The sequence below is a fragment of the Actinoplanes sp. NPDC049599 genome, assembly GCF_044465625.1.
Lineage (GTDB): Bacteria > Actinomycetota > Actinomycetes > Mycobacteriales > Micromonosporaceae > Actinoplanes.
The window spans coordinates 267529-289582 of record NZ_JBITLX010000008.1 but is presented as its reverse complement, the minus strand read 5'-3'; the positions used below and the strand labels follow the sequence as shown (position 1 = coordinate 289582).

Genomic DNA, 22054 nt, shown 5'->3' with positions numbered 1-22054 from the left:
CGGCAAGAAGGATCAATGATGGATGTGATTTCCACCGGTCTCGGTGTGCTCATCGCCGTCGTGCTGCTCATCGCGCTCGGCGTCGTCTTCTTCTTCAGCCGGATGTTCCGCAAGGTGGAGCAGGGCAAGGCGCTCATTGTGTCGAAGGTGCGCCGGGTCGACGTCACGTTCACCGGCGCGGTCGTGCTCCCGGTGCTGCACAAGGCCGAGACCATGGACATCTCGGTGAAGACCATCGAGATCTCCCGGACCGGCCGGGAGGGCCTGATCTGCCGGGACAACATCCGGGCGGACATCCGGATCACGTTCTTCGTGCGGGTCAACAAGACCACCGAGGACGTCATCAAGGTCGCCCAGGCGATCGGCACCACCCGGGCCAGCAGCGAGACCACGCTGCAGGAGCTGTTCAGCGCCAAGTTCTCCGAGGCGCTCAAGACGGTCGGCAAGCAGCTCGACTTCGTTGACCTCTACACCAAGCGCAACGAGTTCCGGGACCAGATCATCGAGGTGATCGGCACCGACCTCAACGGCTACAGCCTCGAGGACGCGGCCATCGACTTCCTCGAGCAGACGCCGATGAGCTCGCTGGACCCGAAGAACATCCTGGACGCGCAGGGCATCCGGAAGATCACCGAGCTGACCGCGATCGAGGCGGTCCGCACCAACGACTTCCGGCGCAACGAGGAGAAGGAGATCACCCGGCAGAACGTGGACGCCCGGGAGGCGATCCTCGAGCTGGAACGCCGGCAGGCGGACGCGGAGATCAAGCAGAACCGGGAGATCGAGACCATCCGGGCCCGCGAGACGGCGGAGATCCAGCTCGCCCAGGCCGAGGAGCGGCTCCGCGCCGAGGGCGCGCACCTGCGCACCGAGCAGCAGCTCGGGGTGCAGAAGCAGAACAAGGACCGGGAGATCGCGGTCGCCGAGAAGAACCGCGAGCGGGTCATCGCGATCGAGACCGAGCGCATCGAGAAGGACCGGATGCTCGAGGTCATCGGCCGCGAGCGGGAGACCGAGCTCTCCACGATCAGCAAGAACAAGGAGGTCGAGGGCGAGAAGCGGGCCATCGCCGAGGTGATCCGCGAGCGCATCGCCGTCGACCGGACCGTGGCCGAGCAGGAAGAGAACATCAAGCGGCTGCGCGTGGTCGAGGAGGCCGAGCGCACCCGCCAGGCCGTGATCATCAACGCCGAGGCCGAGGCCCAGGAGGCCCTGGTCAAGGACATCAAGGCCGCGGAAGCGGCCGAGGCCGCGGCCCGGTTCAAGGCCCGCGAGGTGCTGCTGCTGGCCGAGGCTCGCCAGCAGACCGCCGAGCTGGACGCCCGTGCCATGATCCGGCTGGCCGAGGGTACGCAGGCCGAGGCGGCCGCCGCCGGCCTGGCCGACGTCCAGGTGCGCGAGCGCAACGCCGAGGTGATCGAGAAGACCGGCCGGGCCAACGCCGAGGTCGTCGAGCTGACCGGCCGCGCCGAGGCCACCGTGGACCGCGAGAAGGCGCTGGTCGCGGCCGAGGCGATCCGCGAGAAGCTGAAGGGCGAGGCCGAGGGCCTGACCGACAAGGCCGCCGCGCTGGGCGCGATGGACGACGTCACCCGCGAGCACGAGGAGTACCGGCTGCGGCTGGAGATGGAGAAGGAGATCCGGCTCGCCGGCATCACCGTGCACAAGGAGATCGCCGAGTCCCAGGCGATGGTGGTCGCGGCCGGGCTGGAGAAGGCGAACATCGACATCGTCGGCGGCGACTCGGTCTTCTTCGACAAGCTGCTCGGCTCGATCACGATGGGCAAGAGCCTCGACGGCTTCGTCGAGCACTCGACCGTCGCCCAGGGCATCGGCTCGCGGTACCTGGACGGCTCGGCCAACCTGGCCGAGGACCTGGGCCGGGTGCTCGGCTCGGTGTCCACCGGCGACGTGGCCAACCTGACCCTCGCCGCGTTCCTCACCCAGCAGATCAAGGCCGGCGGCACGGACGCGGGCAAGCTGCGTGAGCTGCTCGCCGCCGCCAAGAAGCTGGGCGTGGCGGACACCCGGGTCGCGGCCCTGGTGCCGGCCAACGGCGCGGTGGTGGCCCAGCAGTGACGACGGCCGCAGTGGGTGCCGCGGCCGGCGAGGCCGCGGCACTGGACGCCGGCACCTACGAGGTGCTCCGGGCCCGGCTCGGCGGTCAGGCCAAGGAGCTGGCCGCGCGCGCCGAGGCGCTCAACGCCCAGCGGATGGAGACCTTCGGCGGGCAGCAGACGCGGCTGCTCGGCGCGGAGCGGATCCGCACCGGGAACAACTGTGTGCCGCGGGACATCGTGCAGGTCGGCGGCTCGATGCTGTTCGGCTACAACGTGTTCATCGGGCTCAAGACCGAGACGGCGATCGACGACGTCTTCTCGGTGCACGGCTTCAGCCGCGACGGCGAAGCGTTCCGCTTCGACCCGGGCGCCCTGCCGGGCCTGCTCGACGACCCGGTCTTCCAGCGCGACTTCGCCGAGCTGTACCGCTACTACCGCGAGACCCACCTGCTCCAGCTGCGCCGGCTGGAGGGCCTGCTGCTGGCGGTCTTCCAGACCGGGGCCCGGGCGGACGACCTGAAGGTGCTGCGCTGGAAGGTCGGCGTCGACGGCTCGGTGTCGTACGTGGACAACCGCGGCGAACGCGACCACGTCTTCCCGCCCGCGCACGACTTCGAGTGGACGCCGACCACCCGCGAGCAGCACATCCTGGGCCGGCACCCGCACGTGTCGATCGAGGACGAGGTCTTCGTGGAGACCGTCGGCGGCAGCCTGACCGTCAAGGTGGAGAACAACACCGAGGACGGCGAGGGCGTCTTCTCCGAACCGGTGGACGAGCCACTGCAGAGCCTGGCCGACGCGGAGATCGCGTACGCCCGGATCGGGCCGCTGATCCTGCTGCGGGTGCTGCCGTACAAGGAGACCACCCAGCGGTACCTGATCTTCAACACCCGGACCAGGGAGGTGCGGCGGCTCGACGGGATCGGGCAGGCCTGCCAGCGGCTGCCCGAGGAGCAGGGCGTCATCTTCCCGGGCGGCTACTACCTGGCCACCGGCGCGGCGAAGACGTTCGACGCGGACGTCACCGACCTCGAGTTCGAGCGGGTGGTGCGGTCGGTCAACGGCGAGGACGTGCTCTACGTCTTCCACGCGCGGACGGCTGGGCGGTATCTGCTGCTGCCGTACAACGTGATCCGTAAGGAGGTCGCCACCCCGATCAGCTGCCACGGGTATTCGCTGTTCGACGACGGGACGCTGATCGCGTTCCGGCACGTCACGGACGAGCCGACCCGGGTGCACCCGATGCAGGTGTGGCAGACGCCGTACGTGTCGGACACGTACGCCGCGGCGCAGCCGGTCGGCAGCGGGCCGCTGGAGCGGGTCGGCAACGCGGAGCTGGTCCGCGGCATCGCCGACGCGCTGTCGGTGGCCCGGATGGTCGACGAGATGACGCCGTCCGGCGCGGTCTTCGAGGCCATCATCGCCGCGTGCGGCCGGCTCTTCGACCACTACCACTGGCTCGGCGAGCAGGAGCTGGGCGACCTGCGCAGCCCGCTGTCGGAGGTCCGGGCCACCGCCGAGCAGGTCCTGGACGAGTACGAGTCGGTGCAGGAGCTGACCGCCCAGGCCGCCACCGCGGTCGAGGAGGCCGCTGCCGCCACCACCTCGCTGATCCGCCGGGCCCGTGGCGAGGTGCCCACCACCACCGACGCCTGGATCCGGCAGCTCGCCGCGCTGCGCCAGGCCCAGGGCCGGATCGTCACCCTGCGCGAGCTGCGGTACGTCGACCTGGCCCGGCTCGACGGGCTGGAGCACGAGCTGGCCGCCGAGGTGGAGTCCACCGCCCGCCGCGCCGTCGAGTTCCTGCAACGCGAGGACGCCTTCGCCGGCTACCAGCAGTCGGTCGGGCAGCTGATCACCGACGCGGCCGGGATCGCCACCGTGGTGGAGGCCACGCCCGTGGCCGAGCGGCTCACCGAGCAGGCCGACGGTCTGCAGGTCGTCACCGAGGTGGTCGGCGGGCTCGACATCGCCGACGCCACCGTGCGGGTCGCCATCCTGGAACGCATCGGTGAGGTGCTCGGCGGCGTCAACCGCGCCCGGGCCACGTTGGACGCCCGCCGGCGCGAGCTGGCCGCGGTCGAGGGCCGGGCCGCGTTCGCCGCCGAGTTCGCCCTGCTGGGCCAGTCGGTCACCGCCGGGCTGGCCGCCGCGGACACCCCGGAACGCAGCGACGAGCAGTCCGCCAAGCTGATGCTGCAGGTGGAGGCGCTGGAGTCGCGGTTCGGCGACTTCGACGACTTCGTGGATCAGCTCAGTGCCAAGCGCTCCGAGGTCTACGAGGCGTTCGCCGCCCGGCGGCAGGCGCTGCTCGACGACCGGGCGCGGCGGGCCGACCGGCTGGTCGACTCCGCGCAACGCACGCTGGCCAGCGTGCAGCGCCGGGTCGCCGGGCTGGGCACGCTCGACGAGGTCAACACCTACTTCGCCACCGATCCGATGGTCGGCAAGCTGCGTTCGGTCGCGGGCGAGCTGCGTACCCTCGGCGACACCGTGCGGGCCGAGGAGCTGGACGGGCGGGTCAAGGCCGCCCGGCAGGAGGCCGGCCGGGCCCTGCGCGACCGCCTCGACCTGTACGGCGCCGACGGCCACACGATCCGGCTGGGCCGGCACACGTTCGCGGTCAACACCCAGGCCATCGACCTGACGCTGGTGCCGGACGGGCCCGAGCTGGCGTTCGCGGTCACCGGCACCGACTACCGGGCGCCGATCCGGGACGCCTCCTTCGCGGCCACCAAGGCGTACTGGAACCAGACCGTGGTCTCGGAGACCACGGCGGTCTACCGCGGTGAGCACCTCGCCGCCGCGCTGCTCGCCGACGATCCCGCCGGGGTCGCGGCGGCCGCCGCCGACGGCACGCTGCTCACCGTCGTCCGCCGGGCCGCGGAGGCCCGCTACGACGAGGGGTACGAGCGCGGGGTGCACGACGCCGACGCCGCGCTGATCCTGGACGCCCTGATCCGCCTGCACGCCGCCGCCGGACTGCTGCGCTATCCCGGCCCGGTCCGCGCGGCGGCCCAGCTGCTCTGGGCGTTCGGGGAAGGCAACAAGGACGCCTGGGCGCGACGGGCATCGTCGCTGGTCCGCGCCCGGGAGATGTTCGGCTCGGCCGGGTCCGCGCTGCCCGAGCTGTGCGCCGAGATCAGCCCGGAGCCGCTGGTCGGCGAATACCTGGTGGAGGAACTGGCGAGCACCCCGGCCGGCTTCGTCACCAGCGCCGGCGCCCGCACGCTGGTCGAGCGCTTCCACCGGGCGCTGGGCAGTGGCCCGGCGGCGGCGCCCAAGGAGTACGCGGCCGATCTGCGGGCGCTCGCCGACGACCTGGCGGCGCGGCGGCAGCTCGTCACCGCGTGGCTGACCGCGTTCGTGGCGGCCCATCCGGACGCAGGCTCGCCGGACGATCTGGCCGAGGCGGTGGCGCTGGAGCTGACCGGGACGGCGCTGACCCGGCACGACTCTGCGGCGGCGCTCACCGAGACGGTCGGCGGGCTGCTCGGTAACCACCCCCGGATCGTCGCCGGCAAGATCACGCTGCGGCTGGACGAGGTGCTCACCCGGACCCGGGAGTTCCGGGCCACGGCGGTGCCGGCGTACCGCGCGTACCAGAAGCAGCGCACCGCCCTGGCCGCGGCCGAGCGGGACCGCCTGCGGCTGGACGAGTTCAAGCCGGGGGTGATGAGCGCGTTCGTGCGCAACCAGCTGCTGGACGAGGTCTACCTGCCGCTGATCGGCGACAACCTGGCCCGCCAGCTCGGCGCGGCCGGCGACGCCAAGCGCACCGACCAGTCCGGCCTGCTGCTGCTGATCTCCCCGCCGGGCTACGGCAAGACCACCCTGATGGAATACGTGGCCAACCGGCTCGGCCTGGTCTTCGTGAAGGTCAACGGGCCGGCGCTGGGCCACGACGTCACGTCCCTGGACCCGGCCGAGGCGCCGAACGCCACCGCCCGGCAGGAGGTCGAGAAGATCTCCTTCGCGCTGGAGATGGGCAACAACGTCCTGCTCTACCTGGACGACATCCAGCACACGTCGCCGGAGCTGCTGCAGAAGTTCATCTCGCTCTGTGACGCGCAGCGCCGGATGGAGGGCGTCTGGGAGGGGCGCACCCGCACGTACGACATGCGGGGCAAGCGGTTCGCGGTGTGCATGGCGGGCAACCCGTACACCGAGAGCGGGCAGCGGTTCCGGATCCCGGACATGCTGGCCAACCGCGCCGACGTGTGGAACCTCGGCGACGTGCTGGCCGGGCGGGACGACGTGTTCGAGCTGTCCTATCTGGAGAACGCGCTGACCTCGAACACGGTGCTGGCGCCGCTGTCCTCCCGGGACCGGGCGGACCTGCCGCTGCTGATCCGGCTGGCCGAGGGCGACGACTCGGTGCGGCCCGACCGGCTCAGCCACGCGTACTCGGCCGTCGAGCTGGAACAGGTGCTGTCGGTGCTGCGCAAGATGCGCCGGGTGCAGCGGATCGTGCTGCGCAACAACCAGACCTACATCGCCTCGGCGGGGCAGTCCGACGCGGCGCGCACCGAGCCGCCGTTCAAGCTGCAGGGCTCGTACCGCAACATGAACAAGCTGGCCGAGCGGATCGTGCCGGTGATGAACGACGCCGAGCTGGAAACGGTCGTCGACGACCACTACCGGGGCGAGGCGCAGACGCTGACCACCGGCGCGGAGGCGAACCTGCTGAAGCTCGCGGAGCTGCGCGGCCGGTTGACCCCGGAGCAGGCGCAGCGGTGGGCCGAGGTGAAGGCGGCGTTCCTGCGGGAGCAGGCGCTGGGCGGCGCGGCGGACGACCCGATGACCCGGGCGGTGGGCGCGGTGGGCCTGCTGGCCGACCGGGTCGGCGACGTGGAGAAAGCCATCGGCCGCCTCGCCGGTCCGGCGTAGCTCGGCGCACAATTTCTGTACGTGTGATCACGGGAGGGGCTCCGGGCACGCGCCCGTCGTGATCATCCCGCTGGCCCTGAAGGTCACCTTCTGGGCCGAGGCGTGGGACCAGTACGCCTGGTGGCAGACCAACCACGGCAAATGGTCAAACGCACCAACACGCTCATCGACGACATCATGCGCAATGGGCACGAGGGCATCGGCAAGCCGGAGCCGCTGCGGGGGACCTGTCGGGGTTCTGGTCCCGCCGCAGCGATCACGAGCATCGTCTGGTCTACCGCTTGGTCGACGACAGCGTGCAGGTGCTGGCCTGCCGCCACCACTACGGCAGCTGAGCGCCGGGTCAGTCCTGGGAGCGGAGCAGGGTCGGGTTGTCGCGGAGCAGGGCGGCCAGGCGTTTCGCCGCGATCTCCGTCTCTTCCGTGTCGACCCGCAGCGGGATCGGCTCCGGGAGCGGCGTCGGCATGCCGCGCTGCTCCTGCTGGCCGGCGGCGCGCTGGGCGGCGCTCGGCTCCTCCGGGGCGCGGTGCTGCTCGGCGTGGATGCGCCGGGTGGTCTGCGGCGGCACCTCCGGCGGCGGGGTGGCCGCGAACGGGTGCGGCTGGAACTGCTCCGCCGGCTGGGTGGCCGGCCCGGTGAAGCGGTCGGGCTCGCCCGGCTCCGGATAGTGCAGGCGGCGGGTCTCCTGGCCGTTCTCGGCCGGCCGCTCGAACGGGTAGCCGTGCGGCTGGACGTAGGCCTCCGCCTCGTCCAGGTCGATGTCGAAGTCCGCGTGCCGGGGCGCGGTCGGCGCTGCCTCGGCCACCCGGTCGGCCACCGAGTTGTCCGCGCTGACCTGCACGATGCCGTCCTCGACCGCGAAGTGCAGCAGCACCGGGTCGCCCGCGCCCTCCACGCCGACGGTCACGCCGAGTTCGGGGTTGCGGCCGACCACCGCGGCGATCGCCTCGACCAGCTCGGTCACCGCCGGCGGGGTGCCGTTGGCCTCCCCCGCGGCACGGCGGCGCAGCTCGTCCCGGCGCGCCAGCTTGTCGAGCGCGTCGTCCAGTCCGCCTCGCACGTCACCGTCCTCCCGTCACACGCAGTCGCCCGTATTACTGTGCCCGTTCCGGGTGCGGTTTGGGAACCGGCAAGCAAGCGACCCGGCGCACACCTTACGACGACCGCATCTTCATCGCCTTATCGAGTGCCTGATCCAGGACCACCAGCAGGGCATCCCGGACCGAGCCCCGGAAGCGGGCGTCGAACTGGACGATCGGCACGTCATCGCGGACGGCCAGGGCCCAGCGGACCTCGTCCAGGTTGTAGCCGAGCTGTCCGTTGAAGGTGTTGACGCCGACCACGAACGGAAGCCCGGCACGCTCGAAATAGTCCACCGCAGGATAACAGTCATCAATCCGGGTGGTATCCACCACAACCAGGGCACCGAGCGCGCCGCGGACGAGGTCGTCCCACATGAACGCGAAGCGGGTCTGCCCGGGCGTGCCGAACAGGTACAGCTTCAGCGTCTGGTCGATGGTGACGCAGCCGAAGTCCATGGCGATGGTCGTGGTGGTCTTGCCGGACGCCTGGCCCGGGTCGTCCACGCCGATGCCCTCCATCGTCATCTCCGCCTCGGTGGTCAGCGGCGAGATCTCGGAGATGGCGCCCACGGTGGTCGTCTTGCCCACGCCGAAGCCGCCGGCCACGATGATTTTGACCGGCACCGGGGGTGCCGTCCGCTGCGGCCCGTTCGGCACGCGCGCCGTGCCGACGACGCGGCGGTCAGGATATGGATCGAAGTCCACGGATCACTCGCATGATGGTCTCGGGGTCGGGGAAGTCGTTCTCCAACACGTGAACGTCAAGATGTCCGGCGGCCCTCAGGTCGCCGACGAGAATCCGGGTGACGCCGAGGTGCATCCGGAGCCGGGCGGAGATCTCCGCTACCGACAGCGGGTCGCCGCAGAGGTGCACGATCGCCCGCTGCTCGGGCGACAGGCGCGCGGACAACGCGCCCGGATGGGAGCTGACCTGGGTCTCCAGCCCGATGTTCGGGTCGAGCCCGGCGACGCGCCCGGACGTGATGACGAACGGGCGCAGCGACGTGGTCTGCTCGCCGGGTGGTGGCCCGGTGGAGGGTGCCTGCGGCGGCGCCGGCCGGTAGCGCGCGCCGGGGCCGGTGTTGCGCAGGAACGGCCGGACACCGGGCGCCGCCGGGTGTTCCGGGTCGTCGGGGTCGGCCGGGTGTCTCATTGCTGAACGGCGTTTTTCAATTCAGCGATGAGGCGCGGGCTGAGGGCGCCGCCGGCCCGGGTGGCGAACAGCGTCATCTCGTACGCCAGCGTGCCCAGGTTGGCGGAGCGGTCCGCGATGACGCCGAGCACCGAGCCGGCGCTGATCGCGGTGACCAGCAGGTAGCCGTCGGCCATGTCGATGATGACGCGGTTCAGGCTGCCCAGCGCGTACCAGCTCGCGGCGCCGCCGGCCAGGCTGGTCAGCCCGGAGACGACGGCCGCCAGGCGCTCGGCGTTGGGCCGGTCCTTGATCGCGGACATGGCCATCAGCAGGCCGTCGGAGGAAACGGCGATGGCCTCGACGACTCCCGCCGTGCCGGACGTGAACGAGTCAAGCAGCCAGTTGAACGTCTTCGCCTCGGCGCTCAACTGGGAGTGCGCGTAGTCGCTGCCGTTGCCGGTTTCGGTCGAGTAGGGGGAAGTCATCGCGGTTGTCCCTCTGGTTGTGGCTGGGTTTCGTTCAGTGCTCGGGCGACGCCAAACTCGAACTGTTCCATCGATGCGCGCGCGGCCTCCGGGTCGAGCGGCTGGGCCGGGGAGGCTGCCGGCACCGGGTTCATGGGCGGCTCACCCACCGGCAGCGTCGCGCCCGGCACCCGCCGGGTCAGCGGCGGATGGCCGGCCGCCGGCGGGGACGACATGTCCTGCTCGATGACGTCCCACTGCGCGCGGGACACGCCGGCCTCGAAGGCGTCGAACGCCTCCCGGGCCGCGAGGGCGTCGTCCGAGGTGGGCGGCGCAACCGGCAGCTTCGGGCCGGTTTCCACCGGCAACTGGTTGCCCGGCACCCGGCGGCGCAACGGGGCCGAGGCGGGGGCGCCGTTGCGCGCCTCCGGGCTCGTGCGCTGCTGCGGCACCGGCGGCGCGGGCTGGGCCGGCCGCTCGTACCGCGGCGGCTCGGAGCGGCGGTAGGCCTCCGCCTCGGTGCGCTGGTGCGGCATCGGGACGGCGTCGGCCGGCGCCGACATGACGATCGGGCCCTCCACCACCAGCGGCTGCTCGGGCTCGGCGTACCGCCCGGCCGAGGGCAGCTCGGGAACGGCCGCCGGGAAGCGCCCGGCCACCGGCGTGCCGGCCTCGTAGCCGCCCGGCACCTCGTACGGGTGCTGCTGAGCGGGCTGCGCGGCGTAGCCACTCGGCGCCGCCTCCAGCGCGGGGGCGCCGGCCCGGACCGGGGCGAAGGCGTTCCAGGAGCGGCCCGCCTCCAGGGTCTTGGTGGCCCGGTACAGCACGTTCGCGTCGAACGGCTGGGCGCTGCCCGGCACCGAGCGGCCCGAGGTGCCGGCGATCAGCGGCGCGAACTCGGTGTGGTGGCTCGGCACGGTCGCGTGGATCGGCTGCATCGGCGCCTGGACGACCTCGCGACGGGCCACCAGGTGCTCCGGTGCGAGGTCGACCCATGCGGTGACGCCGCCCTCGGGGGTGTCGGTGAGGGTGATCTCGATGCCGTGCCGCCGGGCGAGCCGGCCGACCACGAACAGGCCGAGCACCTCACTGGGGGCCAGGTCGAGGCGTTCGCGGCGGGTCAGCCGCGCGTTCTCCTCGGCCAGCCGGTCGGGCGCCAGGCCAAGGCCGTGGTCGATGATCGCGAGCCGGGCGCCGCCGCGCAGCTCCGCGGCGGTGACCGTGACCCGGGTGTGCGGCGGCGAGAACGACGTCGCGTTCTCCATCAGCTCGGCGAGCAGCAGCGTCAGGTCGGCCAGCACGGCCGGCACGACCACGATCTCCTCGGGCACCTCGACGTCGACCCGGGTGTAGTCCTCGATCTCACCGAGGGCGAGCCGGACGACGTCGGAGAGGGCCAGCGGGGCCATGTGGTCGTTGGCGCCGACCGCGCCGGAGAGCACCACCAGGCTGCTGGCGTTCCGGCGGAGCCGGCTGGACATGTGGTCGAGCCGGTACAGCTCGCGCAGCCGGTCGCTGTCGGTCTCCCGGCGTTCCAGGTTGTCGATCAGGGCGAGCTGGCGGCCGACCAGGTTCTGGGTACGGCGGCCGACGTGGCCGAACATCTGGGCGACGTTGCGGCGGCCGAGCACCTGCCGTTCCACCAGCCGGACGGCGGTGGTCTGCACCCGGTCGAAGGCCCGGGCCAGGTCGCCGATCTCGTCCTGGGCCTGCACGTCGACGTCGTCCAGGCGGATCGGCCGGGCCGATTCCGCGTCGTCGTCGGCGACCCGCTGGAGTTCCGCCTCGGCGGCACGGGCGATCCGGTCGGCGGAGACGGTGAGCCGGCGCAGCGGCCGGGCGACCGCCCGGGCCATCAGCAGCGACAGCGCGACCACGACGAGCAGCAGGAACAGGGCGCCGCCACCGACCAGGCCGGCCGTGCGCAGCGCGTTCTGCCGGTTCTCGGTCACCGCGTTGTCCACGTCGGCGGCGATCCGCTTCTCCACGAAGCCGCCGAGCACGATGACCGAGCGCAGCGACGGGTAGAGCGTCTCGATCTTGAGCAGCTTGACCGCCGACGCCGGGTCGGTCGCGGCCCGGGCGAAGAACTGGTCACCCACGCGGGCCGAGAACGCCTGCTGCGCGCCGAGGTAGAGCCGGTACTGGTCGGCGGTGAAGTATGCCTGCGCGCCACCGATGATGAACTGCAGCTGCAGCAGCGTCGACGAGAACAGGTTGGTCAGGCCGGCGTTCTTGGTGGCCACCGCGCTGGTCAGCTGGCTGGAGGCCTGGCTGATCAGGTCGTCACTGCGCAGCGCCTGGTCCAGCGCGAAGACCTGGCGGCCCACCGAGGTGGTCAGGTCGGCGGCCGTCTTCAGGCCCAGGCCGTCGATGATCGGCGTGATCACCGCGGTGAACTCGGAGACGATCAGGTCCGGCCGGATGGTCCGGTTGAGCACGTTGGCGCGGGTGGTCTCGAGCTTCTTGACGTCGTTGACGGCCTGGGTCAGCTGGGCCGGCAGCCGCTGGTCGAGCCGCTTGAGCCCGAGGATGCGGTCGCTGGCCTTGGCGCTCTGCACCACCAGCTCCGGCTGCTGGACCAGGCCGAACAGGAAGCCGACCGAGAGCAGACGTTCCTCCTGCAGCTCCTGGACCGCCGAACCGACCTGGGTGGCGAGCTGGATGGCGTCGGAGGTGTCCTGCGCCTGGCGGGCGACGTCGATGCGGTTGGCGACGATGGGCAGCGCGAGCGCGACGACCCCGAGCAGCGGCACCAGGACCAGCAGCGTGAGCTTGCCGAGGATGCGGAACTTACCGAAGAGCACCGGATCGCTCCCGCCGTGTCGGGTTGGCCTCGCCGTACCCCGGCACGCGGGTGCCTTGGTCGGTGCGGCCGGAGTCGGGGCCGGTCGGGCCCACGGACATGTCGCGGGTGCTCTCGCCGGGCGCCGGCGTGAAGATCCGCCGGCCGCTGCCGGTCAGCGGCAGCACCATGGCGGCGGCGACGAGCAGGACGGCGGCGACAGCCGCGGCCAGCGCCACGATCGCTTCGTTGTCCAGGCTGTCCAGCCGCTCCTCGAGCAGCGTGGTCATCTCCCGGGCGGTGATGTTGGAGAGGTTCGCCAGCGAGGTCTGCAGCTGACTCTGCGCGGTGGCCATGGTGGCCGCGTTCGGGGTGCCGCCCGGGTTGGCGCCGCGGGTCAGCGACTCCACCCCCCGGCGGAACGAGTCGAGCCCGCTGACCAGGTTGCCGCTCAATGTGGTGCTCTCGGTGTCGTCGACCGCGGCCTGGAGGTCGTCGGTGAGGTTGTTGACCGCGGTGTTCACCGACTGCACGGCGGCGCCGAACTGCGGCCCGAGCTGCGCCTGGATCTGCGCGTTGCCGCCGGCCACCAGCTGGCTGAGGTCGCCCATCCGGCTGACCTGGACCACCGTGGTGGGCAGGTCGATGGCGACGGCCTGCTGCAGGTGCGAGATGTCGTTCTCCGGGTCGCGGATCAGTTCGGAGTTGTTCCGCACGGCGTTGTAGAGCGCGAGCGAGAGGTCGGAGACCTCCACGTGCGCCTGGAAGACCAGCACCGGGTTGCCGGTCACCTTGGACAGCCCCTCGATCTTCTGCCGCAGCCCGGTCCAGCGCTCGCGCGTGCCGAGGTCGTCACCGAGCCGCTGGTCCGCGGCGGCGACGCCGTTGACCGCGGCGGTGAGCGAGCCCGGTGCGTCCGAGACGCCGGCCAGCGCCGAGGACTGTGCCTCCGCCAGCGCACTGACCAGAGGCGCCAGGGCGGAGATGTACTCAACGCCCTGCTGCTCGAGCTTCGTGCTGTCCCGCTTGTCGGAGATGGTGCCCCACACGCTGGCGAACAGGATCGCCGCCGGAACGAGAATCAAAACCGTCAAAACAGCCGCGAGCGCTGAGCGCGTGCGGCTGCGCCGGTTGTCCACCGAGACTGACATTGCCAATTCCTCCGCCATGCATCCGCGATAGACCGTTTTGGCGGCTACCCTCCGTAGCCAAGCGGGCGCACCGATCCGGGTCAATCTATCCGAGAAATAATCATGCGACCCCTTTCCAAGGGTCAGAGTTGTCTCGGCTGATCGGGGGATACGCCAGCGGGCCGCGATGGTTGTACCGCGCGGGGGAAACCGGCCTCAGCCAGCACCGGGACGGATAGAAAGCGATGCTCGGTGAGGGCTGCCGAGCGTGCGGAGAACGGACTTCGTGGGGCCGCTCGGCGCCTGTCCGGCAACACCGTGAGCGTTCCACAATGGAGGAGAGCGGCGCGCGCCCGAACCATCTCCGTTTGGTAACGAACACATTACGTAGCGCTAAAATAACACGGAGAGTAGCGAGACGGACACGCTGTCCGTCTCAAGATCCGGGCGAATCCATGAGAAAGCCCGCCCGGCGGAGCGCCGGGCGGGCCGTTCTGGCAGGCAGGATCCGGCGGCTAGAGCCGATCGAGGGCCTTGCGGAGCGGGTCGAGGCCCAGGGCGCCCAGGTCCAGCGCCTGCCGGTGGAAGGCCTTCAGGTCAAAATCGGCGCCCTTGCGGGCTTTTGCGTCCTCGCGCGCCTGGAGCCAGATCCGCTCGCCGATCTTGTACGACGGCGCCTGCCCCGGCCAGCCCAGGTACCGCTTCCACTCGAAGAGCAGCACCTCGTCGTTCATCCGGCTGTGCCCGCGCAGGAACTCCAGACCCAGCTCGGGCGTCCAGCGCTCACCGGGGTGGAAGCCGAACGGGTTGTCGCGGGGGATGTCCAGCTCCAGGTGCATGCCGATGTCCACGATCACCCGGCTGGCCCGCAGCGACTGGCCGTCCAGCATGCCCAGCCGGTCGCCGGGGTCGGCGAGATAACCGAGCTCGTCCATCAGCCGCTCGGAGTACAGGGCCCAGCCCTCGCTGTGCCCGGAGCAGAAGCAGAGCAGCCGCTGCCAGCGGTTGAGCAGCTCGGCCCGGTAGATCGTCTGGCCGATCTGCAGGTGATGACCCGGCACGCCCTCGTGGTAGACGGTGGTCACCTCACGCCAGGTGGAGAACTGCCGCTGCCCCTCCGGCACCGCCCACCACATCCGGCCCGGGCGGCTGAAGTCCTCGCTCGGCGCGGTGTAGTAGATGCCGCCGTCGCTGGTCGGCGCCAGGCAGCACTCGATGTCGCGGACCGGGCCGGGGATGTCGAAGTGGGTGCCGTCGAGCTCCGCCACGGCCTTGTCGGCGAGCTGCTGCATCCAGTCGCGGAAGGCCTCCTTGCCGGTGATGCGCCGGGCCGGGTCGGCGTCCAGCCGCACGACCGCCTCGTCGACGCTCGCGCCCGGACCGGCGATCTCGGCCGCGACGGTCCGCATCTCCTGCTCCAGCCGGGCCAGCTCCTCGAAGCCCCAGGCGTACGTCTCCTCCTGGTCCACCCGGGCGCCGAGGAAGTACTGCGACGCGCGGCCGTACAGCTCGGGGCCGGCTGCCTGCTTCTCCTTGCCCAGCGGGGCCAGCTCGCTGCGCAGGAACGTGCCGAAGTCGGCCGTGGCGGCGGTGGCCGCCGCGGCGTTGCGCCGCAACTCCGCCAGCAGCGCGCCGTCCGCGGTGAGGCCGTCGGCCAGCCGGTGGAAGAAATTGTCCCGGGCCGGATCGGTCCAGGCGGCACACTGCTCGGCGACCTCGACCATCTGCACGCGGGCGCTCACGTTGCCGCGCGCGGCCTCCTCGAGCAGGGTGCGCCGGTACTGCTCCAGGGCCCGTGGGAAGGCGCCGAGCCGGGCCGAGATGTTGGCGACCGCCTCCTCGCCCTGGGTGGGCATCAGGTCGAAGGTCATCCGCAGGCCGTGCACCGGGCTGGCGATGACGTTCAGGCCGCTGGCGATGTCACCGGCGTCGAGGCGGGCCAGCTCGAGACCCAGCCGCTCCTGCATGGCGTCCATGGCGACGTGCTCGGGCTCGGTCTCCGGATCCAGCATGTCGAGCTCGGCCAGCGTGCGCCGGGTCAGCTCGGCCTGGGCCGCGAAGCCGTCCGGGGACAGGTCGTCGAGTTCGGAGTCGTGGCCGGACACCCCGATGAAGGTGGCGCCGGTCGGGTTGAGCGGCGCCCACTCGTCGACGTACCGGTTCGCGAGGTCATCAATCTCTCCCACGGCCCGACCCTACGGGAGCGAGGGCCCGGTTGCCGTCCCTTAATTCCCGTCCGGGTGACCGGCGGTCCATTTCAGCAGGCGGTCGGCCGGCCAGGAATTGACCACCCGCTCCACCGGTACGCCGCACATCGCCGCGCGCTCGCAGCCGTACCGTTGCCAGTCGAGCTGTCCCGGCGCGTGCGCGTCGGTGTTGATGCTGAACAGGCAGCCGGCCTCCACCGCGACCGTGAGCATTCGCTTCGGCGGGTCGAGCCGGTCCGGCCGCGAGTTGATCTCCACCGCCTTGCCGTGCTCGGCGCACGCGGCGAGCACCTTGGCGACGTCGAAGTCGCTCGGCGGCCGGGTCCGGCCGGCCCGGTGGCCCTTGTCGCCGGCGCCGCTCGCCGCCACCTTGCGGCCGGTCAGGTGGCCCAGGATGTCCAGGTGCGGGTTCTCGATCGCCGCCAGCATCCGGCGGGTCATCTTCGCCGCGTCGTCGCGCAGGTTGCTGTGCACCGAGCCGACCACCACGTCGAGCTCGGCGAGCAGCTCGTCCTCCTGGTCCAGCCCGCCGTCGGCGAGGATGTCGACCTCGATGCCGGTGAGCATCCGGAAGCCCTCGGGCAGCGCGGCGTTCAGCTTGGCCACGTGGTCGAGCTGCCTGCGCAGCCGGGCGGCGGTCAGCCCGCGGGCCACCGTCAGCCGCGGCGAGTGGTCGGTGAGCACCAGGTACTCGTGGCCCAGCTCGACCGCGGCCAGCGCCATCTCCTCGATCGGCGAGCCGCCGTCGGACCAGTCGGAGTGCGCGTGGCAGTCCCCGCGCAGCGCCTCCCGTAACGCGGCCGCGGCGCCCTGCAGGTCGGTGCCCTCGGTGGCCGCCAGCCGGCGCAGGTAAGCGGGTTCCTCGCCGTGCAGCGACTCGACCACGCACCGGGCGGTCACGTCGCCGACGCCGGACAGTTCGGCCAGCGTGCCGGCGGCCGCGCGCTCGGCGAGCTCCGCCGCCGGCAGCGCGCCGACGGTCGCGGCCGCGGACCGGAACGCCTTCACCCGGTACGTGGCCTCGTTGGCCCGTTCCAGCAGGAAGGCGATGCGCCGCAGGTCAGCGACCGGATCACGAGATGCCATGGCGCCAGACTAAGGGCCCGGGGCGAGCGGCTGCGCGGTGAGCCGGCCGCCGTGCCGCCGGTTAGGCTCCGGCGCATGCGGACGATCGACTGGGCTGACGGCGCCATCGAGATCATCGATCAGACGGCGCTGCCGGGTGAGGTGCGGGTGCTGCGGCTCACCACGGTCGCCGAGCTGGTCGCGGCGATCCGGTCGCTGGCGGTGCGCGGTGCTCCGGCCCTCGGGGTGGCGGGCGCCTTCGGGGTGGCCCTGGCGGCCCGGCAGTTCGCCGCGGACCCCGGAGCGCGGGCTGACGCCGTACGCCTGGTGGAGCATGCCCGGCCCACGGCCGTGAATCTCGCTCGCGGGGCCCGGCGGGCCGCCGCGCGGCTGGCCGCCGGGCCGGAGGCCGTGCTGGCCGAGGCGTGCGCCGTGCGGGACGAGGAGATCGCGGCCTCGGCGGCGATGGCGACGCTCGGTGCGGACCTGATGGTGCAGCTGTGCGGCGCGCGACCGCGGCTGCTGACCCACTGCAACACCGGCGGGCTGGCCGCGGTGACCGGCGGTACCGCCCTCGGCGTGGTCACCGAGCTGCACCGCCGGGGCGCGCTGGCCGGCGTGATCGCCAGCGAGACCCGGCCGTTGCTGCAGGGCGCCCGGCTGACCGCCTGGGAGCTGCGCGAGGCCGGCATCGACTTCCGGGTCGCGGTGGACTCGGCCGGGCCGTTCCTGCTGGCCCGCGGCGAAGCCGACGCGGTGATCCTGGGCGCGGACCGGATCTGCGCCAACGGCGACGTGATCAACAAGGTCGGCAGCTACGCGCACGCGCTCGGCGCCCGCCGGGCCGGGCTGCCGTTCGTCGTGGTCGCGCCGGAGTCGACAGTGGACCTGGAGACGCCGGACGGCGCCGCGGTGGAGATCGAGGACCGGGGCTCGGCCGAGGTCACCGACTACGCGGCGGCGGTCAACCCGGCCTTCGACGTCACCCCGTACGACCTGGTGACCGCGATCGTGACGGACCGCCGGGTGATCCGCCTCGACCGCGGCGAGCAGGTCTAGGAGCTCGGCTTCCAGGGCTTCATCCAGGGCGATTCCGGCCAGCCCTCGGCCGCGGCCATGATCGGGTACGCGGTGCCGCCGTCGACGGCCTCACGGATGATGTCGGCGTGTCCGGCGTGCCGGGCCGTCTCCTGGATCAGGTGCAGCAGCACCCAGCGCACCGACCAGTTGTCCAGGTCCTTGGGGTTCCACGGGACGGAGTGGTCGACCGGCACGTCCTGGCCCAGGTCTGCGATCTCGGCGACGGTCTTCTCGGTGCGGGCCGCGATCCGCTCATAGTTCGCGAACACGTCCTCGATCGTCTCGCCGTCGCTCAGCGCGAAGTTGTTCTCGTACGCCTGGTAGTCCACCTCCCGCGGCTCGCGGCGGACCGTGTCGATCCAGCCCTCCTCGGTGGACGCGCAGTGCTTGATCAGGCCACCGACGGTGAGCGGGCTGGCCGTGGGCGCGGCCCGCAGCTGCTCCGGGCTCAGCCCGTACGCGGTCAGCCTGAGCACGTACCGCATCTGGGCGAGGTACGCGAGCAGGCCCTCCCGCTCGTTCCCGATGGCACCGACCTGACCAGGCATGGTCTGTCTCCTGTCCTGTTGTCCGGGGTTACCGCCTCAGCCTAGGAGTCATTGAGGTCAGTTCCTGGCCGCATTGCCGCCAGTTTGCCGTCGTCGCGCACCGCCGTGACCCAGCCGCCCGCTCGGCCCAGCGCCAGCAGGGCCTGCGGCTCGGCGGCCACCTCGACCGCCGCGCCGGGCTGCGGGGGCCAGGCCCGGCGCAGGTCGCTGGGTGCGCGCAGCCGTTCGGTGAGCGCCGCGATCGGGTCGTCCGCCGCCAGCTCCCGCCGGTACCGCTCAAGATCGCTGATGACCCCGGCCAGCACCTGGCGCACCGCTGAGGCGTTGCCGCCGCACATCGCCGCGATCAGCTCGGGCCGGGTGCCGGCCACCCGGGTGCCGTCCCGGAACGAGCCGGCCGCCAGCGTGCCGGCCAGCGGGTTGCCGGCCAGCACGGCGCTGAGCGCCGCGGCCAGCAGGTGCGGCACGTGACTGATCTCGGCGACGGCCCGGTCGTGCTCCGCGGCGGTGACCGGCACGACGCGGGCGCCCAGCTCGGTGCAGAGGCGGGCCAGGGACAACCAGTCGGACAGGTCGGTGCCGTCCGGTTCCAGGCAGAGCACCCAGGCGCAGCCGTCGAACAGGTCCGGGTCGGCGGCGAGGAAACCGGACGACTCCTTGCCCGCCATCGGGTGCCCACCGACGAACCGGCGCCCGGCCAGCAGCTCCCGGACCGGACCCTGCACCGAGGTGACGTCGGTGATCAGGCCGGGATGGCCGGCCAGCTGCGCCAGCACGCCGGGGATCGCCGGCAGCGGTACGGCCAGCACCACCAGGTCGGCGCCCGCGACGGCCTCGGGGATGCTCTCGACCACCTGCCAGTGACCCTTGACGGCGATGCTCCGGGTCTTTGCAAGGGCGCGGGCCGCCTCCCGGGTGCGGGGGTCCAGGTCGTAGCCGGCCACGCGGTGCCCGTGGGCGGCCAGGGACCGCAGGAGCGAGCCGCCGATGAGGCCCATGCCGATGACTGCGACGTTCACGCGGCAGACTCTCGCACACGTACGGTGTCAGCCGTATGGACCTGTCGCTTTTCGTCCGTTTCGCCACTGGTTAGGGATGAATGCCCCCCGTACGGTGATCATGTGACGTACAGGGACAAAATAGCCTTTCTGGGCACCGTGGGCACAACGCTCGCCATGCTCGCCGCGCCGGCCCAGGCCGCTCCCTCGGAGTTGCCGGGCCCGACGCCGAGCTTCAACGGGACCGTGCTGGCCGTGGCGTACTCCGGCTCCACCGTCTACCTCGGCGGCGACTTCACCGCCGCGGTGGTGCGGGGCAAGGCCGTGGCGCGGTCCCGGCTGGCGGCGGTGAACGCCCGTACCGGCGAACTGCTGCCCTGGGCGCCGGCCGCCGACGGCCGGGTCAAGGCCATCGCCACCAGCGGCACCGCGGTGTACGTCGCCGGTGACTTCACCACTGTCGGCGGGAAGCGGCGGGACAGCCTGGCCCGGCTCGACGGCCGTACCGGCGCGATCTCCAGCGCCTTCAAGCACACCGTCGAGGGCCGGCCGCTCGCGCTGGCGGTGTCCAGCAGCCGGCTCTACGCCGGCGGCGCGTTCAGCGCGGTGGACGGGCAGACCCGGGGCCGGCTGGCCGCCTTCAGACTGACCAGCGGCGCGCTCGACACCCGCTGGAAGCCGACCGCGGACAGCCAGGTCGAAGCGCTGGCGACCGGCGGCGGCCGGGTCTACGTCGGCGGGCGGTTCCGCCGGATCAACAGCGTCGCCGGGCACGAGCGGCTGGCTGCGCTGGACCCGTCCTCGGCGGCGGTCGTGGCCGGCTTCAAGCCCGTCTCACCGGCGGCCACCTTCGGCCTCGCGGTCACCTCGACGGGCGTCTACACCGCGCACGGCGGCCAGGGCGGCACGGCCAGTTCGTTCAGCCTCTCCGGCGCCAAGCGGTGGACGGCCACCTTCGACGGGGACGCCCAGGCGGTCGGCGTGCTGGGCGACACCGTCTACGTCGGCGGGCACTTCGACCGGGCCTGCCGTACGGCACTCACCGGGATGCAGGGCACCTGCCTGGACGGTTCCGACGACCGGGTGAAGATGGCGGCCCTGGCCGTCAACGACGGTCACCTGCGCGACTGGACCGCCGACGCCAACGGGGTGGTGGGCGTGCTCACCATGGCCGTGAACCGCGGACTCTCGTCGCTGGCCGTCGGGGGCGCCTTCACCATGATCGGCGGCCGGGCGCAGAAGCGCTTCGCCCAGTTCGGCTGAGCCCGCACAAGCCTTACCCGCACGGCGGGGCCGCATTCCTTGGGCGAGGGATGCGGCCCTGTGCGGTGGGTCAGGCCTTGCAGTTGTGCGCTTTCTTCCACTTCGCGACGGTGGCGACCGGGCTCTTGTTGCCCTTGGCCCGCCACGACTTGAGGAAGGTGGCCGGCCACACGACGCCGCGGCGGACCTTCCAGTCGCCGGTCCCGGCGCACGGCGGCGAGATGCCGTAGTGCAGGTGGCAGACGCCGTTGGCGTTGCCGGTGCGGCCCACCTCGCCGACCTGCTGGCCGGTCTCGACCCGGACCCCGGCCTTGATCCCGCTCTGGATCTTGCTCAGGTGCGAGCCGTAGTAGCGGACCCCGTCGTCACCCAGGATCGACACCGACAGGCCGCCGTTGAACGGGCCGTCCGGTGCGCCCTTGACGTACTGGTCCCTGCGGCTCACCTCGAGCACGACGCCGGTGGTGGTCGCCACCGCCGGCTCACCGCAGTCGGCGAAGATGTCCGTCGCCGGATACTTCGCGTGGGTCGGGTGGAAGGCCACGTCGGAGGCCTTGACCGGGAACGTGTACTTCAGCCCGGCCGGCGCCTTGCTGGAGGTCTTCTCGGGGGTGGGCGACGAGGTAACCGTGCCGCCGGCGGCCTTCTCCGGCGTGGTCACACCCGGGGTCGGTGTCGGACCCGCCGTCTGCGAGGGCTCCACGAACTGCGGCGTCACGGTCGCCGCGGGCGGGCCGCCGGGCGAGCCGCAGGCGGCGAGGGAGAACGCCGCGACGGTCAGAATCGAGAGGGTACGCAGGGAAACCACCGGGCCATCCTGGCAGAAGGCAGCTGTCCCCGCTGACTCACCAGAGCTGGATAGGCTGGCCGTGATGCTCTGACCGCCGGTAGGAGGCGACATGGCCGAACAGCACGGGTCCTGGCCCGCAGCGGCGCAGGCACCGCCGCCCGGCTGGCTGCCCGCCCGGCCGGCCCCGCCCGTGGGCCCGCCGCCCCGGCCGGTCTACCGCGAGCCGCACCCGATCGCCGTCGCCCCGCTGCTCTCCGGCGTCGGCGCCACCCTGGTCTGGTTCGCCCTGTTCGGCAGCCTCGGCCGCGACCTGGCCGGCTACGCCTGGTGGACGATCACCGCGGCGATCTCGGCCTGGGCCGTGGCCGTCGTGCTGGCCCTGCTCGGCGATCGCGGCACCGCCACCGGCGTGGCCCTGGCCGCCGGGGTCGGGCTATCGACCGCCGCCGGTTTCGTCGCGGCCAGGTGGATCTCCACCAACGACTGGCCGCTGTGGTGAATGTCCAGCTCTGCACCCCTCTGTCAGCGACCAACCGTGCACCTATGGTGGCGCAGCG

16 protein-coding genes and 1 pseudogene are annotated in these 22054 nt (G+C 72.1%); 6 read left to right on the top strand and 11 right to left on the bottom strand.

The annotated features are described in order from the left end of the window. Positions 1–18 precede the first annotated feature (18 nt). From ACIBQZ_RS17970 to ACIBQZ_RS17960, 3 genes and pseudogenes are all read left to right on the top strand, one after another. Positions 19–2079: a flotillin family protein gene (locus ACIBQZ_RS17970; protein ID WP_396089766.1), complete on the top strand. Its 2061-nt coding sequence runs from the start codon at positions 19–21 to the stop codon at positions 2077–2079. After that, entirely contained in the window at positions 2076–6950 is a 4875-nt protein-coding gene (locus ACIBQZ_RS17965) for a DNA repair ATPase (protein ID WP_396089765.1), read from the top strand. Before ACIBQZ_RS17970 ends, ACIBQZ_RS17965 begins: the two co-directional genes overlap by 4 nt. A gap of 76 nt (positions 6951–7026) precedes the next feature. After that, positions 7027–7285 (top strand): annotated as a pseudogene (locus ACIBQZ_RS17960) (Txe/YoeB family addiction module toxin). 8 nt (positions 7286–7293) lie between these two features. Here ACIBQZ_RS17960 and ACIBQZ_RS17955 read toward each other — a convergent pair. The 8 genes from ACIBQZ_RS17955 to ACIBQZ_RS17920 form a co-directional block, all read right to left on the bottom strand. Beyond that, positions 7294–8010, bottom strand: coding sequence for a hypothetical protein (locus ACIBQZ_RS17955; RefSeq protein WP_396089764.1), 717 nt, complete (start codon positions 8008–8010; stop codon positions 7294–7296). A gap of 94 nt (positions 8011–8104) precedes the next feature. Beyond that, positions 8105–8737, bottom strand: coding sequence for a GTP-binding protein (locus ACIBQZ_RS17950; protein ID WP_396089763.1), 633 nt, complete (start codon positions 8735–8737; stop codon positions 8105–8107). Then, positions 8715–9185, bottom strand: coding sequence for a DUF742 domain-containing protein (locus tag ACIBQZ_RS17945; RefSeq protein ID WP_396089762.1), 471 nt, complete (start codon positions 9183–9185; stop codon positions 8715–8717). The genes ACIBQZ_RS17950 and ACIBQZ_RS17945 overlap by 23 nt, the downstream gene beginning before the upstream one ends. Beyond that, the gene (locus tag ACIBQZ_RS17940; RefSeq protein ID WP_396089761.1) at positions 9182–9652 is read right to left on the bottom strand and encodes a roadblock/LC7 domain-containing protein; all 471 of its coding nucleotides are present in this window, start codon (positions 9650–9652) and stop codon (positions 9182–9184) included. Before ACIBQZ_RS17940 ends, ACIBQZ_RS17945 begins: the two co-directional genes overlap by 4 nt. Then, positions 9649–12438 carry a nitrate- and nitrite sensing domain-containing protein gene (locus ACIBQZ_RS17935; protein ID WP_396089760.1) on the bottom strand — a complete coding sequence of 930 codons (2790 nt, stop codon included), beginning with the start codon at positions 12436–12438 and terminating at the stop codon, positions 9649–9651. The genes ACIBQZ_RS17940 and ACIBQZ_RS17935 overlap by 4 nt, the downstream gene beginning before the upstream one ends. Then, entirely contained in the window at positions 12425–13501 is a 1077-nt protein-coding gene (locus ACIBQZ_RS17930; protein ID WP_396089759.1) for a hypothetical protein, read from the bottom strand. The genes ACIBQZ_RS17935 and ACIBQZ_RS17930 overlap by 14 nt, the downstream gene beginning before the upstream one ends. A gap of 560 nt (positions 13502–14061) precedes the next feature. Next, complete coding sequence (locus ACIBQZ_RS17925; protein ID WP_396089758.1) at positions 14062–15732, bottom strand: DUF885 domain-containing protein; 1671 nt, start codon at positions 15730–15732, stop codon at positions 14062–14064. A 39-nt stretch (positions 15733–15771) separates the two neighbouring features. After that, a complete protein-coding gene (locus ACIBQZ_RS17920) occupies positions 15772–16839 on the bottom strand; it encodes a PHP domain-containing protein (RefSeq protein WP_396089757.1) in 1068 nt (355 codons plus the stop codon). A 75-nt stretch (positions 16840–16914) separates the two neighbouring features. Here ACIBQZ_RS17920 and mtnA point away from each other — a divergent pair, with 75 nt between their 5' ends. Next, on the top strand, positions 16915–17877 hold the full coding sequence (mtnA, locus tag ACIBQZ_RS17915) for an S-methyl-5-thioribose-1-phosphate isomerase (protein WP_396089756.1): 963 nt from the start codon (positions 16915–16917) through the stop codon (positions 17875–17877). Here the strand turns inward: mtnA and ACIBQZ_RS17910 are convergent. Together ACIBQZ_RS17910 and ACIBQZ_RS17905 are read right to left on the bottom strand one after the other, a co-directional pair. Beyond that, the gene (locus ACIBQZ_RS17910) at positions 17874–18446 is read right to left on the bottom strand and encodes a DinB family protein (RefSeq protein ID WP_396089755.1); all 573 of its coding nucleotides are present in this window, start codon (positions 18444–18446) and stop codon (positions 17874–17876) included. The two genes, mtnA and ACIBQZ_RS17910, sit on opposite strands and share 4 nt — an antisense overlap. Positions 18447–18487: 41 nt before the next feature. Further along, complete coding sequence (locus ACIBQZ_RS17905) at positions 18488–19465, bottom strand: prephenate dehydrogenase (protein WP_396089754.1); 978 nt, start codon at positions 19463–19465, stop codon at positions 18488–18490. Positions 19466–19603: 138 nt separating this feature from the next. Between ACIBQZ_RS17905 and ACIBQZ_RS17900 the strand changes: the two genes are divergently transcribed. Further along, a complete protein-coding gene (locus tag ACIBQZ_RS17900; protein ID WP_396089753.1) occupies positions 19604–20707 on the top strand; it encodes a hypothetical protein in 1104 nt (367 codons plus the stop codon). Between the two features lie 70 nt (positions 20708–20777). Here the strand turns inward: ACIBQZ_RS17900 and ACIBQZ_RS17895 are convergent, their stop codons facing one another. Next, on the bottom strand, positions 20778–21515 hold the full coding sequence (locus ACIBQZ_RS17895) for a M23 family metallopeptidase (protein ID WP_396089752.1): 738 nt from the start codon (positions 21513–21515) through the stop codon (positions 20778–20780). Between the two features lie 91 nt (positions 21516–21606). On the opposite strand from ACIBQZ_RS17895, the gene ACIBQZ_RS17890 reads away from it, so the two are divergent. Beyond that, the gene (locus tag ACIBQZ_RS17890; RefSeq protein WP_396089751.1) at positions 21607–21996 is read left to right on the top strand and encodes a hypothetical protein; all 390 of its coding nucleotides are present in this window, start codon (positions 21607–21609) and stop codon (positions 21994–21996) included. Positions 21997–22054: the final 58 nt, after the last annotated feature.